Origin of the sequence: Heyndrickxia ginsengihumi (assembly GCF_011008565.1) — a bacterium.
GTDB classification, from domain to species: Bacteria; Bacillota; Bacilli; order Bacillales; family Bacillaceae_C; genus Weizmannia; species Weizmannia ginsengihumi.
In genome coordinates this window covers 1-16,056 of record NZ_JAAIWK010000020.1, presented here as the reverse complement: position 1 = coordinate 16,056, position 16,056 = coordinate 1, and the positions used below count along the sequence as shown (strand labels likewise).

Sequence of the window (16,056 nt, the reverse complement as noted above, 5' to 3'; positions counted from 1 at the left end):
TTTACGGAATAAGTAATGAACGGAGGATCAATATGTCTAAAAAAATTGTTATTTTAGGAGCTGGTTATGGCGGCGTACTTACCGCTTTAACTGCACGTGAATATCTTAATGCTAGTGATGCTTCAATCACGGTTGTCAATCGTGTTCCAGATCATCAAATTATTACTGAGTTGCACCGCCTTGCAGCTGGAAATGTAACTGAAAAAAGAGTTGCTTTACCTTTGAAAAAATTATTTAAAGGTAAAGATATCGACATTAAAGTTGATGAAGTAACAAAAATTTCACCTGATGCAAAAGAAGTTGAACTAAAAAGCGGCGATAAATTAAGCTATGATGTATTAGTTGTAGGTCTTGGAAGTGAAACTGCTTTCTTCGGTATTCCAGGTCTTCAAGAAAACAGCTTCCTTTTAAAATCTGTTGATGATGCGAAACGCATCTACGCACACGTAAGAAGCGAACTTAAAGAGTACGCAAAAACAAAAAACAAAGCAAACGCTACATTCGTAATTGGCGGCGGCGGTTTAACTGGTGTTGAATTAATTGGTGAACTAGCTGACCAAATGCCAACTTGGACAAAAGAATTAGGAATTGATGCAAGCGATGTACGTCTTATTTGTGTAGAAGCAGCACCTTCTATTCTTCCAGTTTTTGCTCCAAACTTAATTGAACGTGCAACAGAAAGCTTGGAAGCTCGTGGGGTTGAATTTTTAACAGGTATCCCTGTAACAAAATACGAAGATGGTGTAGTAGAATTAAAAGATGGACAAAAAATCGAGACAAATACACTTGTTTGGACCGGTGGCGTTCAAGGAAATACAGTTGTAGCTAATTCTGGTCTTGCTGTTGATCGTGGCCGTGCAACTGTTAATGAATATCTACAATCTACTTCCCATTCAGATGTATTTGTTGTTGGTGACAGTGCAGTTGTATTCCCTCCAGAAGGCGGCCGTCCATACCCACCGACTGCTCAAAATTCTTGGCAAATGGGTGAACTAGTAGGCTATAACTTATTTGCATATTTCAACAATAGTAAGATGAATTCATTCAATCCAGTTAACTCTGGGACACTTGCTAGTCTTGGACGTAAAGATGCCATTGCAACAATTGGTGCAAACCAAACGCAATTAAAAGGATTCCCTGCGTCTGCTATGAAAGAAGCAAGTAATATTCGTTATCTATCTCATATTAAAGGACTATTTAGTATCGTATATTAATATTATTTACCAATAAGCAGCAATAACGATTTCCTAGTAAGGAGCAGTTTATTGCTGCTTATTTAATAACCTCCCCTCTTCCTTTTTTCATGCCTTGATCCCCAATTTAAAATGACATGCAATGTTCATACGAAAACGGTATAATATTTATTAGGAGGGATGTATTAAAATGGAAACTATTCAAGTGAATCAAAGATCCATGTTTCAAAAAGTACTTGGTACATTTATCGTTTCATTGTTAATTGCGACAGTTGGTTTATATGTAGGCCAATATATACCACCTATCATGATGTTTCCATTAGCTGCTCTTGAATTAATACTGATCATTTCAGCATTTTGGATTAGAAAGAGCAAAAGTGTTGGATATACGTTCGTGTATGTATTTACTTTTATTTCGGGCATTACAACTTTTCCAATCGTAAGCCATTATGTATCTATCGCAGGTGCCCAAGTTGTACTTCTAGCTTTCGCTTCAACATTTGGTATTTTCGCAGTGATGGGGATTATTGGGGCTATTACGAAAAAAGATCTATCGTTTCTAAGCACATTTTTGCTTGTCGCTTTATTAGCACTTGTGTTTATTAGTCTCTTTAATATTTTTAGTCCGTTAAACTCAGGCGGTCTACTTGCATTTTCAGCAATAGGTTCTATCGTTTTTTCACTTTATATCATGTATGATTTTAACCAAATGAAACAACATAGAATTTCTGAGGAAATGGTACCGCTCTTAGCATTAAATTTATATTTAGACTTTATTAATTTGTTTACGTATATTCTTCAATTACTTGGAATAATTGAAAGTGACGATTAATATGAAAAAAGGCTTGAGCCGCTTTCTATGGCTCAAGCCTTTTTATATTAAAGCTGGGATACTTAATTGTTTGATCAATTGTTGAATAACGGCATTGGCTTGCAGCCTTGCAGCAATATATGGGGGATTTACTTGTTTCATTCCTTCCAAAGGATGCCCAAGCCATAATATATGTTGATCAATTAGTACAAAAGGAAATGGAACTGCCACATTTAAGTATGTAGCATCAGGAAACGCCTTTAGTTTATATTGAGTAATTAGATTAAGCTGAAGCCTATTACTGCTCTTTTTCATTTGGTTTTCCCAATAATCTGGTAAAACTGTTTGATCTGGTAAGGAAATCGTAATCGAGTGTCGGGCGTTTTCCATATCTTTGAAAATACTATCTAATTTACGGGCATGGACCCACCTCAAGTTAGGATGCTGGTGGCGAATCCATGTACCAATTTGTTGTTGTGTAATGACCCGTTGATGTTTCATCTGAAACTGAACAAGTTTCTTAAGAGTTTGATCGGCCCGTAAATGATGCACAAAATCAGTATTAGCTACATGGATAAACTTCCCTTTTGTTCTTGTCATCGCTACATTTATCAATTTCTCACTTTCTTTACCAGAGAGGAGAAAGCTTGGACGTGCATAAGGGGCACTATCAACAATATCAAAGACCATCATATCTCTTTCACTACCTTGAAAACGATGAACTGTTGCGGATATAATATCAGCAGTCATTTTTTCGTTTTCATAAAGATCGTCTATCAAGCTACTCATTAAAGCTGCCTGTGCACGATATGGCGTTACATAACCAATCGATCGTACACCAGATAAATATGCTTCATGTATCATTTGAAACGATAGCAGCAATTGCCAAATATTAATTCGTGAATTTGTCCCCGCTTCTTTTATGCAATAGTGTCCACTTCCGCTTGTATTCACTAATATCGAAGCATATGTTTCAAATGGGGCATGATCCGCAATTGCTTGTCTTGTTTGCAACACACTTTGATGATCATCGACGAGTGAGTAATAAATATATTTATTTGTGAAAGAGGAAATGTCTGGATGCATTCTTCTTTGCTGTTTTAACAAAAATAAATGAGGATGTAATTCACCATCATTTACTGTGTCCGCTACCCCTGAAGTGATAAAAATATCTTTTTTCAACCATTCATTTACCATTAGCGAATGTGAAGATGCGATCGGCGGTAACTGCTTAAAATCGCCACATACGATTATCCGTTTTCCTAAACTCGCTGCAAAAGCAATTTGCGGAACATAAGCCATACTTGCTTCATCCACGATTACAATATCAAAATTTTTCTCATATATCGCTTGTTCTGTAGCCGCTTTTGCTAATGTCGTCCCTACTACATATGCTTCCTTTAACAAATTCATTTCCTTGTTGCGGATTTTCATCATAATTTTTGCTAATTTTGCTTCGATTTCTAGTAATGCTTCTGAATCTCTTTTACTATATGAGGATATTAATAGTTGCTGAAGACCATTCTTTTCAAAAAGAAGCTGCTCCCTCTTCTTTATTAAATCGGGATCCTGTTTTTCGATTAACTGCTGCATCGACAGTTGCTGATTATTTGCTTCAAGTTGTGAGCCATAGCGGATAATATCACCAGCATGATATCTTTCCTTGCGTTTAATATATTCTAATAAAGTATGCATTAACACATTTACAGCATGATTACTATGGGAGAGAATCAAAATTCTTTTTTGTTTAAAATATTGATGTGCAGCTACCCGGGACAACGTATACGTCTTCCCTGTTCCAGGAGGCCCCCATACGTATGTGACGGGATTATATTTAGATCTTAAAACAAGTTCATGAACATGGTTTTTCATTTTCCCGATTGGATGCTTAGCCGGCATTGTTGGATTCATCAATCTTTTAATTCTGATCCGCTTCTTTTTATTTTTCTTTAGCTCATTAAGACGGTCAATCAAATGTTCTAGTAATTCCCATGGATCGTGGTTAATATAAACATCCGAAACGTCATCACCGATAAACTCCTGCAATTCAATAATAATCGTTTTTCCTTCAGATGATATGATACGTCCCGAAATTTTTTCACTTCCCCATTTTATTTTAACAAGTGAACCAATTGGGACGTTTAAGTAGTAAGATGACTCAAAAAAGTAGTTGTACGTCTCAGATCTTGAAATCAATTTTCCATTCGTCAAACTATAACTCGTACTGCCAAACTTTTTCAAATAATTGATTTCATCTTGTAATGCTTCTTGCCACTTATGAATATAAGCTATTGTTGAATTCATGTAATACTCCTTTTTTCGTAAAACGTTTCATATAAAAATCTCAATCAATAATCGATTGAGATTCTCATAAACTTTATGGCCGTTCAGCAATACGACCAGTTTGTAATAAATACTGAAAATATTCATCGTCTTGCACAAGCCATGCTTTAAATTGACGTTTTACAAATTTCTCACAATCTTGAAATGTTGAATAGGATGAATGCTTCTCTTTTCCCTTTGTTTCAATAAACCAACCTTCATCTTTATAATAAATAAAAAATGTTTCATCACTATGATTTTTATATAAACAGCCTTCTTTTTGCTCTTTCAGATTATGCTTGTTATGCATAAAATCTCTTCTCAGCGGTTCAGAATGGAAAGTATTTTCAACAAACTGTTTGTACGCCTCTGTCGTTAATAGACAGCCTGATGCTTTTTGGTGTCCCCCGCCATGATATTTTCGGGCAATTTCCGATACATCTACATGATCATAAATTGTTCGTAAGCTTATTTTTTTTCTGCCTACCATGAGGATTGCAATATAATCTAGATGCGGAAATTCTTTTGCTAATTCATTTCCAAGCTCAGAATGATTTGAATCGGCGTGAACAACCCCAGCATAATAGCCATCGATGAAAGCCTGATATACCTCTCTTTTCTTACCTCTAATATATCTGGCCACTTTATTTTCTTCAATATCTAATATTGCTTCTTCCAACTCATTAAATGTAAAGTCTTCGTGGCTAGAAATTTTATGTAAAAGAATTTGTTCAAAATCCTCGATTGAGTAAAGAAAAAATAAATCATTTAATCTTTTCGCCGTAAGATTTCCATTTTTCTCCCATTCCCACGTATCCATCTGCCGGACAAGTTCTACAAATTGTTCAAGTGATTTCTTAGCATGTAATAGTCCTTTTTCGATTAAAAACTTGTAAAATAAAGATGTTGCACAAGTTAGATTTCCATTAGCCTGTTCAACCTCGACAGCTGCCCAAGAATACTCGTTAAGATGCAATGAACTTTTATGATGATCTATAAGATACACTTCTCCACCATGTTGGACATAGTCATTCAGTTTTTTTTCATTTTGCTCATTTACGGACAAATCTGTAATAAACAAAGTTTCTTCCTTATCTTCTTTTGCTAAAAACATCTCTACTTGCGGATTTAGACCAGCAACAGAGTTGTATTGAACATGAACTTCTTCACCGAAAGCAAGACGTGCCAGTATACCGCATCCTAGCCCATCTAAATCATTATGCGTCAATAATCGGTACATTTAATAAGTCCTCCAAAACATATATAATTCTTTACTCTCTCATTTATATTTTCACTAAAGGTCGCGATTATCCATTATTTATATGTTATCCCTAATATTTGTTATTTTGTTACAATGCTTGCTGTTTGCTTTTCTCCAACAATTACAGCATCAGCAATATCAATAAACAAACCGGTTTCAACAACCCCTGTTAATGATTTAAGCCATTGATGTAATGCATGAGGGTCATCGATTGATCCTGTATGAATATCTAGTATGTAATGATGGCTATCTGTTTGAAAGGGTTCCCCATTTTCAGTCCGTAACACTGGTTTAAATCCTCTTTCTTGCAAGGCTTTGTTTACATGTGTATAGCCAAACGGAATGACCTCAACAGGAAGTGGAAAGCTGCCTAAAGCATTTACACGTTTACTTTGATCTACAACCCAAATATTTTTTGCTGACGCCTTCGCAACCATTTTTTCAAATAATAATGCACCGCCACCGCCTTTAATTCCGTTAAAATTTCGATCTACTTCATCGGCACCATCTATTGTCAAATCAATTTTTTCAACCTCATTTAAAGAGACAAGCTGTATTCCTAAACTTGCTGCTAATGATGACGTTCTTGATGACGTTGAAACACCTTTTATATGTAAACCATTTTTCACGAGTTCTCCTAGTTTTTGAATCGTATAATAAACAGTCGATCCGGAACCTAAACCGACGATCATCCCATCTTCAACAAATTCGGCTGCTTTTTCACCAGCGAGTTTCTTTTGAATCATGATACTGCCTCCCTACATATAAAATACATTCCACTATATCAACTATTATCTCATAAGATGTTATTCCTTCAAACAATTGAACACATTTACTTTATGAACTTTATCGATCAGTTCGTCTTCCTCAAAGTATGATTTATATGATAAATAAACAATGAAAGAGCCCAAATAATGATTCAATCATCATCTGGACTCTTTACATTATGATTATATCACTATTTCATAACAATTGCCTGTTTTCCCATTTGTTCCCACGCCTTAATAAACTGATCACGGTCTAATTGTTTATTTTTTGTCCCGTATGGATCATTTACATATATATGTTGTTTATCATAGCCAGTAATTAATACACTGTGGCAAGAATAAGTGATTCTCACCTTGCCTTGCGGAGTATTCCATTCCGTAAAGTTTGATATTGGCTGAAATTTTGTATTAATAATGACCCAAACAGGATGGCCTGCTTGAATATTTTTTATAATTTCATCGAATGAATGATTTGTAATATCCTTCACCTTATTGCCAGCATACTTTTTAGCAAGATCATAAATAGGTCCGTGATTAACCCCTAATCCTGGTCCGTTTTCCATATTTCCAACAAAGCCGACATTTGGATTACCATGTAACCCATTATCATATGTTAGCGGAACCCTTTTAATTTGATTTGCTAATTCATTTTTCGTTACCTTAATACCATTTGCATTAAGCAGCATAGCTAAACTTGTGACTTCACAGCCATTATAAAGTCTTGGTGATGACATTTGATTGATTAATGGGGCATCAAGTATCTTTTTCTCTATAGTTGTTTGCTTGGACGTCGATTGCTGCGCCTTAACATTTGCATTTGCATGATTTTTTTCCTTTTTTTCACTTGTCTTTACATCTGCTTCAACGTTATCTGACTTTTTTTTATTTAGATCAGAATGATGATAATAATTAAGTACTAATAATAAACTAATTAAAAGCAGTAAAGACAATATGAACCGTGAAGCTTGTTTCAAGATCAGTCACCACTTTTTTTGCTTTGTACACTTACTTTACTCATTCAGAGATATTAATTCCGATGGAAAGAACCCATTACCTCCGTCGTTTCGGTTATATTGACAAAAGCATTTTCATCAACTTCTTTAATTAACTTTTTAACATCTGTTAATTGATAACGAGTAATAACCGTTAATAAAACTTTTCTGCTTTCACCAGAATAAGCCCCTTCACCATCCATAATCGTAATTCCACGATAAACACTTTGTAATAATTTCGACTTCATTTCATCACCTTTATTAGTGATGATCATTAACGTTAGTTTAATATGGTTCGTATGTACAGTATCAATTACTTTACCTGTTGTATAAATAGCTACCAATGTGTTTAAAGCAGCATCCCAATTGAATACAAAACCTGAAATAATCACAACAATACCGTTTAAAGCAGAAAGAATAGATCCAAGAGGGAAATCTTTATTTTTTGCTAACAACATGGCAATGATATCAAAACCTCCAGAAGAACCTGACGCTTTAAAGATAATGCCAATACCTAATCCTGTTAATACTCCGCCAAATAAGGAAGAAAGAATTGGTTCAGTGGAAAGCTGTATAACAGGAATCACATATAAGCTAACAGATAAAACAACAACAGATGTAATGGTGTAAAAAACGAATTTGTTCCCTAATTTAAAAATTGCAACGATTAACAGTGGTAAATTTAAAACAAAGTTTAATACTCCAGTATTAATTGGTGTAATAAGTCCTAACATAATTGCAATCCCGCTTAAACCACTGCTTAAAATTTTATTTGGGATCAAGAAGAAGTTATACCCTAAACCAACGATAACTGATCCCAGAACGACCATACAAAAATTCTTCATTTTTCTCTCCTTAGTTGTTATACAAACAGTTCATGAGAATTATTATAGTAATAAATTATTAATTACTCAACTGTTGTAAAACATAATTGAAGAAGTTCCAAAAATGAATAAATTTTAATCAAATGAAATGAAAATAACTCCTCATTTGAATTGTTCTTTTTCCGTGTCCATGTGGTCTCACTTTTTTAGCTCAGAATGGCGTAAGCTATTTCATCTACTCAACGAAATGTATCTTTCCTTAATATCAATAGTTTTTCGTTTTTCCTTAATAAACACCAGCTTCTACTTATTTCCTGAGTATTATACATAAAAATTCTTAAATAACACTTAAAATGAGCAATCAATTTTATATAACATATCTGCGTAAAATAAAATAACATTTTTAGTAAAAAACTTAATTCTTGCGTTAGGAATTCTAACATTATTGTATACTTAGCAAGGAATTTATTATATATTAGTAATAACATCTCACAAGGGGAGGAAATACGGTGGCAGCTAATGAATCATATATGGAGAAAAAGGTAATTTCAATTGGAACAGTTTGTGAACTGACAGGATTAAGCGAACGGCGAATCCGTTATTATGAAGAAAGAAAGCTCATTTTTCCCGACAGATCAAAAAGCGGAATTCGTAAATATTCATTCCTAGACGTTGAAAAACTTGTTGATATCGCCAATAAAAGAGAAGAAGGCATTCAAACATCAGAAATCAGAAAAGAGTTTATTAAAGAAAAAAAATATGATGAAAAAACATTGCGGGAAAAGGTTATCCGCGGTCAAATAAACGCTTATTTCAATAAAAGAAGTTAAAAATAGGCAACATCATTTGTCTGACACTATTACAAAGCTAATCACCTAAGAATAGGCTATCACCGTATATTGCAAGATAGCGTCAGACAATGCATGCAGCCTAGATTCATTAATAAAGACTTTGGATATCGGTATTTTCAGGAAGCTTAAAAGGATTTTCTTTGTTGATATGGTCATAAAACATAATCCCATTTAAATGATCCATTTCATGCTGAAAAACAATTGCTGTATATCCTTTAAGTCTAATTACTACTTCTTCTCCATTAATATCAAATGCCTTCACTTTAATTCTTTCATAGCGAGGAACATAACCTGGAACTTCACGTTCTACCGATAGACATCCCTCTCCAGATGGCAGGTAAGTCATTGATACAGAATGGCTTACGATTTTCGGATTGAATAAAGTATATGCAAGTTCTTCTTGTTCACTTTGAATATATACAGCAAACATTTGTTTATTGAGGCCGATTTGATTTGCGGACAAGCCTACACCAGCTCGTAAATGATGTTTTTTTGCAATTTCCGGATTTTGACTGTTTTTCAAAAACTGAAGCATGCACATCAATTCTTCTTTATCCTCTTCGGTTGGAGGCATTTGCACCTCATCTACCACTTTTCTTAATATCGGGGCTCCTTCTTTCACTATATCTTTCATTGTAATCATATAATCTTTTGTAAATTTACTCATTACTAAATCAACCATCCATTTTATATCAGATTTTCTTATCGAACACAGTAGTTCGATAAGGTTAAGATATTTTACTTAATATTACCATATTCTAAATAAAAAATCTAAAAAGAACAAGTTCTATTCAGTCATATTTCCAACAATGTAAGCGTAAATGTTGCTGTCGTATCTTCATCAGCAAAATCACCAATTGATGTATAATATTCTTGAATCACCGCTGTAAAATCTCTTTTTCTGTCTGGTATAACGATATGGAAGGAATCATTATATAAAAGGGCTGTGATATCATGATATTCAAGCCCACCTTTTACATGAAAAGAAAAGCGAATGGTATACTTTGATTGTTTATTATATTCTTCTTGAAATTGTGTTATATTTATCGTCCTATCGTTTATTTTTATTGCAGAAACCATTTTTATCCACCTTTCCATTTTTATCCACCTTTATAATTTTATAAATGGGCACGAACGATATGTTTACGTCGATCTTTCAATAAGATGGCAATATAAAGCAATATTGAAAGTGTTACGGAGCATGCAGATGTAATATAGATGCTGAAATAACCAAACAAATCTCCAATTTGACCAAATACCATCGCACCAATTCCAATGCCAAGATCAAAGAAAGAAAAGAATGTTGCATTCGCCATCCCTTTACGATTGATAGGTGTTTTTTCCATCGCCCATGCTTGTAACGCAGGCTGTACTGATCCAAAACCAAGGCCATAACAGAAAGCGGCAACAAAAAGAACTAACGTGCTAGGGAGCCATGATAATAAAATCATTGCAACAATAATCATGAATGCACCTGGAATGAAAATTGCCTGATGTCCTTTCTTATCATATAAACTCCCCGCAAACGTTCTTGTTACCATTAGAGCCAATGCGTATATTAGAAAATACCATTGTATCCCTGCTATATGCTTTTCTGCTGTATATAACGGCAGGAACGTTGCAATTCCACCGAAAGTTACTGTAACAAAGAATAAAAGCACAGATGGCATTAACGCATTCTTTTCATAAATATCTACTTTAAATGTCGTTGATTCAGTTTTCTCCTTTTTTTCGACCTTTTTATAGCGAATTTGAATGGCAAGAATGAATGCTAATAAACCAAGAAATGAACAGATTAGAAATAAAATGTGAAACGGTATAGCATTTGAAAGAAACAGCCCTAACGATGGACCGAATGCAAGTGCAAGATTTCCAGATAGTCCATAATAACCTAAACCTTCCCCTCTTTTACTTGCGGGGATGATATCTGTAGCAATTGTCCCTGCAGCTGTTGTCGAAAATCCCCACCCAATGCCTTGGATAATGCGCATTAAAAATAGAAAAAGAATACTAGGCGCAATTGAATATGATCCAACTGAAAGAACAAAAATGAGCAATCCGAATAAATATACAATTTTTCTGCCCTTAGATTCTAAAGCATGCCCAGCAAACGGTCTTAATAATAATGCTGAAAAGGTAAAAATACCGACGACAAATCCAATTAATTGGTCAGTTCCACCTAAATGCTTTACAAATAAAGGAATCGTCGGAAGTGTCATTTGAAAGCCCAAAAAAACAAAAAAATTCGCTAAGCAAATAAAAATAAAATCGCGAGTCCATATTTTTGCTTCATTCACACGTAAATCTTGATCTGTCATAACGTTCCTCCCCTTATCATACCCATAGCAAAATATTCGTATTACGAAATATATGATTTATAGTTTGTAAGTTTGACAAAACTTCAAGCTTATTTTTATATGACTCACACTAGTTTTAACACAAACTTAATGATGTTGTACAACAACCTGCTCAATTCCCATCTGTCTTTTAAAAAACTAAAAAATCCCGACAAAGCAATATCTCTTTATCGGGATAAGTATATACATTTCATTATGATGCATGATGTTCTTTAAATGATCTATTAATCTGTTCTTCTTGAATTGGGGTATAGTTACAGCTTGCCTTTGCACAATGCTTATTTAATGAACATGCCGCACATTGACCTTCCTTGCTCTTTCTTACAAATCGTATTAACGTCCAGCAAGCATAACCGAAAATAAGCACACTAGCAACAATGCTAAAAATCATTGAAAAGCCCACCTTTATAGATTTATAGTAAACGTCCTATTTGATAAACCAAGACAGAAAGAATATATGCAATCATTAGTGCGTAAATAATTGAAAATATGGTGATTTTTTTTGAGCCTGTTTCCTTTTGAATAATCGCAACAGTTGATAAACACGGAATATATAAAAGAATAAATACCATAAAACTGTACGCTGATATTGGTGTAAAAGTATGAGAAATAACCGTTTCAAGTGATGAACTGTCGGGAACAAAATACAGCACATTCATCGTGGATACAACAACCTCTTTAGCTAAAAATCCAGTTATTAAGGCCGCAGCAGCTTGCCAAGTACCAAAACCGAGTGGTGTAAAAATTGGCGCAATATAGCTGCAAATCACTGCCATAAAACTTTTATCGATCGGTACATTCACACCGCCTGGCCCCGTATAAGATAATAACCATATCGCAACAGTACCGCCAAAAATAAATGTACCTGCTTTTCGAACAAATCCTTTTCCTTTATCCCAAGTACTTCTAAACAGACTACGAGCATTCGGAACACGATATGGCGGCAATTCAATCACGAACACAGATCCTTCTGTTTTTATAAAGAGAGAAAATACTTTTGCTAAAATGAGTGCCACAACAATGCCAAGTAAATAAAGAGAAAGAACAATTAATGCTTGGTATTTTTCGAAAAAAGCAGCGACAAATAAACTATATACCGATAATCTTGCTGAACAAGACATTAAAGGGGTCAACAGTGTTGTCAGCAATCTTTCTTTCGGCTGTTCAATCGTTCTTGCTGCCATAACACCAGGAACATTGCATCCAAATCCGATAATTAATGGAATGAATGCTTTCCCATTGAGACCAACAGCCTCCATTAACCGATCCATCACCATTGCGACCCTCGCCATATATCCAGAGTCTTCTATAAACGAAATAAAAAAGAAAAGCACAAATATTTGTGGTACGAACACAAGCACTCCGCCAACACCAGCGACTATTCCATTTAAAATAATATCTTGAATAAATTTCGTTGCATGGACTTTCGTTAATCCTATTTGAATCCAGTCCGATAACGGTCCAGAAAAAAAGTGATCAAGCAAATCCGATAGTGGTGATCCTCCCCAATTAAATGTAACGCAAAAAATGAAATACATGACAAGAATAAAAATTGGGATGCCGAGATATTTGTTTGTCACAATCGAATCTAGTTTTTCTGAAAAAGTGCGTTTTTCTAAATTAGAGAACTGTACTGCATCTTTCATCACGGCATCTATAAATTGCTGACGTTTTCTATAAATTGCTTGTTTAAGCCGATACTTGTCATCAGAAAGCTGATGTTCTAGTTGTCTAGATATATCCAATAAAGCTTGCTTGCACGTGTCAAGTTCAGGCATATTACAGATAACATCATTTCCTTCAAGAAATTGTATCGCCAACCAACGCTTATTTAATGAACGAATATCCGGTAGTAATTGTTCAATTTTACTAATTCCTGCTTCGATGAGCTCTCCATAATCTATTTGAAAATTCAAATCATTATGTATATTCATGTCAAACTGTTTATGAATTGCTTGACATCCTTTTCCTGTTCTCGCAACGATAGGAACGACTTGAATACCTAACCGTTCCATCATTACACGATCATCTATGCGCATGCCCCTCGACTTCGCAACATCTATCATGTTCAAGCCAATCATAACCGGTTTTCCGAATTCCAGTAACTGAATTGTTAAATGTAAATTTCTAGCCAGCTGTGAAGCATCTACAATATTCAATATCGTTGAAAATTGATTTTCCAATAAGAATCTCGAAGCAACGGCTTCATCTTTCGATAATGGATTTAACGTATAGATTCCAGGTAAATCAATAAGAATACCATAGTTACCCTTTAACTGCCCGACCTTTTTCTCAACTGTCACACCTGTCCAATTCCCAACATACTCATAAGAGCCTGTCAATTCATTAAAGAGAGAGGTTTTACCTGTGTTGGGATTACCAAATAAAGCTACTTCCATTATGAACACTCCACTTTAATCTGCATTGCTTCTTTCTTTCTTATTCCAATACATTGACCGCTCACTTCAAGCATACATGGTCCGCCAAATGGCAGTGAGCATTTATAACAAACTTCTCGTCCTTCAATAACCCCTAAATCAAGAAGTCTTCTTTGAATTAATTCATTTACCTTTGATAAATCAGTAATAATACCTTTGTCACCTGGTTTTAACTCTGTCAAGATCATTCGATGACCTCCTAACCACGATCGAAAAATGACGATAATGATAATTATTTTCACTTACTATCATAACTGATATCTCTATAAATCGTCTAGCTATTTTTCTTGATTTCATTTTATATTGTTAATTTTTTTTGAACTTTTCAAAACGGATAAGGTAGCGGATAAACATCATAGAGGCTATAAGCCTATACTGCCGGCCAACGTCTTGAGGTGATGGCCTTCATTTAGATCCAAGCCTCTATTGCCTTTGCCACTTTTTCCGTAATCGAAAAAAACGAATGTCCTTAACGTTACCGTTTAGAACATTCGTTTTGAAAATTTTTTATGCTATAATCCCACTCTTTTCAATCCGTTCAATAACCTTTAACAATGTTTTCTCGTCTTGTACTAACGCAATTCTCACATATCCTTCACCGTGCTCACCAAAAGCGATCCCAGGTGTCACTACAACTCCAGCTTTATCCATCAATTCATATGTAAATGAAAGTGACTGTTTTCCGGCAGGGATTTTCGCCCATATAAACATTGTTGCCTCAGACGGCTTTATTTTCCAACCAATATTCGCCAAGCCATTGATTAAAAAATCTCGTCTTCTTTCATATAACTTAGCATTTTGTTTTAAAAAGTTTTGACCCTGTGTTAATGCTTTTACAGCAGCCCTTTGTATCGGTTCAAAAATACCGTAATCAACGTGCGATTTTAATCGTTGGAACAACTGAATAACTTCTTCATTTCCGCATAAAAATCCAATTCGAGTACCAGCCATATTAAAACTTTTGGATAAGGAATTAAATTCAACCCCTACATCTTTAGCACCTTCAATGGATAAAAAACTAACAGGTTGCTTCTGATCAAAAATTAGTTCGCTATAGGCGAAATCGTGAGCAACAATAATATTATATTTTTTCGCAAAAGCAACAACCTCTGTAAAAAACTCTTTCGTTGCGAGTGCTGGAATCGGATTACCTGGAAAATTCAAAATCATCATTTTCGCTTTCTTAGCAATATCTTCAGGGATTTTCGAAAGATCAGGTAAAAATCCATTTTCTTCAAGTAACGGCATTGGGTATCCTTCAGCCTCAGCGATATGAACACCTGATTCATAAGCAGTGTAGCCCGGATCTGGTACTAAAATAATATCCCCAGGATTACAGAACACAAGTGGTAAATGAACAATCCCATCCTGGGAACCCATTAATTGAATAACCTCTTTATGTGGATCGACTTTTACATTAAAACGTTCCTGATAATAAGAAGAAACCGCATGATGAAAGGCATCAATTCCAGAAATCGTATAGCCGTATTGTGCTGGATCTTTTACGTCAGCCGCCAACGATTCAATTACAAAAGATGGTGGCGGCTGATCGGGACTCCCAATACTTAAATCGATCATTTCCATACCCTCTTGTTGTTTTCTTTTTTTATAATTGTTTAATTCACTAAAAATTAGCGTCTTTACAGAATTCATTCTGTTTGCAATGTTAAGCAATGAAATTTCCCCCTAGAAAAAATAGAAGAATCTCTTCCTTTTATTTTGAAAAGCTAATGACATTATTTTTAAAATTATTATATCAAATTGAAATGATAGTATATAATAAATCTTTTGCGATGAAAAGATAAAGATTGCTGAACACAGATTAAGTAAACAACATTTATTGAAAAAACAAGGATTTTATAGAAAATACTATTCAATTATTATCTATAAGGAATAGCTCAATTGCTTGCAAGCGAGAAATTTATATATTCAGTGTCAGCATCCCTTATTAAGAGCACTTGCTGGAATTCATTTATAAATGAGAGTTTCTCCCTCTTTATCATGTATAAATAGATGGGTTTATGCTTGAAGATAATATATTCATTAACTGGATTAAAGTTTTTTATGTATAAGCACATTCATTTCCGCTCCAGGATGCTCGCTTTCCGCGGGCGAATGCTGAGCCTCCTCGGCGCTGCACGGAGGGCACTGAAAAAGTCCATTAAATTATTAGACGGTTAAAGGTTGAATAAATTAAACCTTTAACTGTCTTTTTAGCTTATAATAATGATATTAATTCA

General features: G+C 34.6%; 15 protein-coding genes. 3 read left to right on the top strand and 12 right to left on the bottom strand.

Features of this window, described 5'->3' with window-relative positions; translation table 11 throughout:
• The first annotated feature begins 32 nt into the window (after positions 1-32).
• Both G4D61_RS12275 and G4D61_RS12270 read left to right on the top strand, forming a co-directional pair.
• The gene (locus G4D61_RS12275) at positions 33-1,214 is read left to right on the top strand and encodes an NAD(P)/FAD-dependent oxidoreductase (protein ID WP_025730968.1); all 1,182 of its coding nucleotides are present in this window, start codon (positions 33-35) and stop codon (positions 1,212-1,214) included.
• Between the two features lie 169 nt (positions 1,215-1,383).
• Positions 1,384-2,025, top strand: coding sequence for a Bax inhibitor-1/YccA family protein (locus G4D61_RS12270; protein ID WP_025730969.1), 642 nt, complete (start codon positions 1,384-1,386; stop codon positions 2,023-2,025).
• A gap of 42 nt (positions 2,026-2,067) precedes the next feature.
• Here G4D61_RS12270 and G4D61_RS12265 read toward each other — a convergent pair whose 3' ends face one another.
• From G4D61_RS12265 to G4D61_RS12245, 5 genes are all read right to left on the bottom strand, one after another.
• Positions 2,068-4,308, bottom strand: a complete 2,241-nt coding sequence (locus tag G4D61_RS12265; RefSeq protein ID WP_163174065.1) for a DEAD/DEAH box helicase — start codon at positions 4,306-4,308, stop codon at positions 2,068-2,070.
• Positions 4,309-4,381: 73 nt separating this feature from the next.
• Entirely contained in the window at positions 4,382-5,566 is a 1,185-nt protein-coding gene (locus G4D61_RS12260; protein WP_163174063.1) for a DHH family phosphoesterase, read from the bottom strand.
• A 101-nt stretch (positions 5,567-5,667) separates the two neighbouring features.
• Positions 5,668-6,333: a ribose-5-phosphate isomerase RpiA gene (rpiA, locus tag G4D61_RS12255; protein WP_025730972.1), complete on the bottom strand. Its 666-nt coding sequence runs from the start codon at positions 6,331-6,333 to the stop codon at positions 5,668-5,670.
• Between the two features lie 212 nt (positions 6,334-6,545).
• Complete coding sequence (locus G4D61_RS12250; protein ID WP_025730973.1) at positions 6,546-7,328, bottom strand: C39 family peptidase; 783 nt, start codon at positions 7,326-7,328, stop codon at positions 6,546-6,548.
• A 53-nt stretch (positions 7,329-7,381) separates the two neighbouring features.
• On the bottom strand, positions 7,382-8,191 hold the full coding sequence (locus G4D61_RS12245) for a YitT family protein (RefSeq protein ID WP_025730974.1): 810 nt from the start codon (positions 8,189-8,191) through the stop codon (positions 7,382-7,384).
• A 488-nt stretch (positions 8,192-8,679) separates the two neighbouring features.
• On the opposite strand from G4D61_RS12245, the gene G4D61_RS12240 reads away from it, so the two are divergent.
• On the top strand, positions 8,680-9,000 hold the full coding sequence (locus tag G4D61_RS12240) for a MerR family transcriptional regulator (protein ID WP_025730975.1): 321 nt from the start codon (positions 8,680-8,682) through the stop codon (positions 8,998-9,000).
• Between the two features lie 109 nt (positions 9,001-9,109).
• Here the strand turns inward: G4D61_RS12240 and def are convergent, their stop codons facing one another.
• The 7 genes from def to G4D61_RS12205 all read right to left on the bottom strand — a co-directional run bounded on the left by def (position 9,110) and on the right by G4D61_RS12205 (position 15,490).
• A complete protein-coding gene (gene def, locus G4D61_RS12235; protein ID WP_025730976.1) occupies positions 9,110-9,688 on the bottom strand; it encodes a peptide deformylase in 579 nt (192 codons plus the stop codon).
• A gap of 128 nt (positions 9,689-9,816) precedes the next feature.
• The gene (locus tag G4D61_RS12230; RefSeq protein WP_163174061.1) at positions 9,817-10,119 is read right to left on the bottom strand and encodes a DUF3219 family protein; all 303 of its coding nucleotides are present in this window, start codon (positions 10,117-10,119) and stop codon (positions 9,817-9,819) included.
• A gap of 20 nt (positions 10,120-10,139) precedes the next feature.
• On the bottom strand, positions 10,140-11,339 hold the full coding sequence (locus tag G4D61_RS12225) for an MFS transporter (RefSeq protein ID WP_163174059.1): 1,200 nt from the start codon (positions 11,337-11,339) through the stop codon (positions 10,140-10,142).
• 232 nt (positions 11,340-11,571) lie between these two features.
• Complete coding sequence (locus G4D61_RS12220; protein WP_025730979.1) at positions 11,572-11,769, bottom strand: FeoB-associated Cys-rich membrane protein; 198 nt, start codon at positions 11,767-11,769, stop codon at positions 11,572-11,574.
• A 22-nt stretch (positions 11,770-11,791) separates the two neighbouring features.
• Positions 11,792-13,777 carry a ferrous iron transport protein B gene (gene feoB, locus G4D61_RS12215; protein WP_163174057.1) on the bottom strand — a complete coding sequence of 662 codons (1,986 nt, stop codon included), beginning with the start codon at positions 13,775-13,777 and terminating at the stop codon, positions 11,792-11,794.
• The gene (locus G4D61_RS12210) at positions 13,777-14,004 is read right to left on the bottom strand and encodes a FeoA family protein (RefSeq protein WP_025730981.1); all 228 of its coding nucleotides are present in this window, start codon (positions 14,002-14,004) and stop codon (positions 13,777-13,779) included. The genes feoB and G4D61_RS12210 overlap by 1 nt, the downstream gene beginning before the upstream one ends.
• Positions 14,005-14,323: 319 nt before the next feature.
• Positions 14,324-15,490: an LL-diaminopimelate aminotransferase gene (locus tag G4D61_RS12205; RefSeq protein ID WP_035354491.1), complete on the bottom strand. Its 1,167-nt coding sequence runs from the start codon at positions 15,488-15,490 to the stop codon at positions 14,324-14,326.
• Between the last annotated feature and the right edge of the window lie 566 nt (positions 15,491-16,056).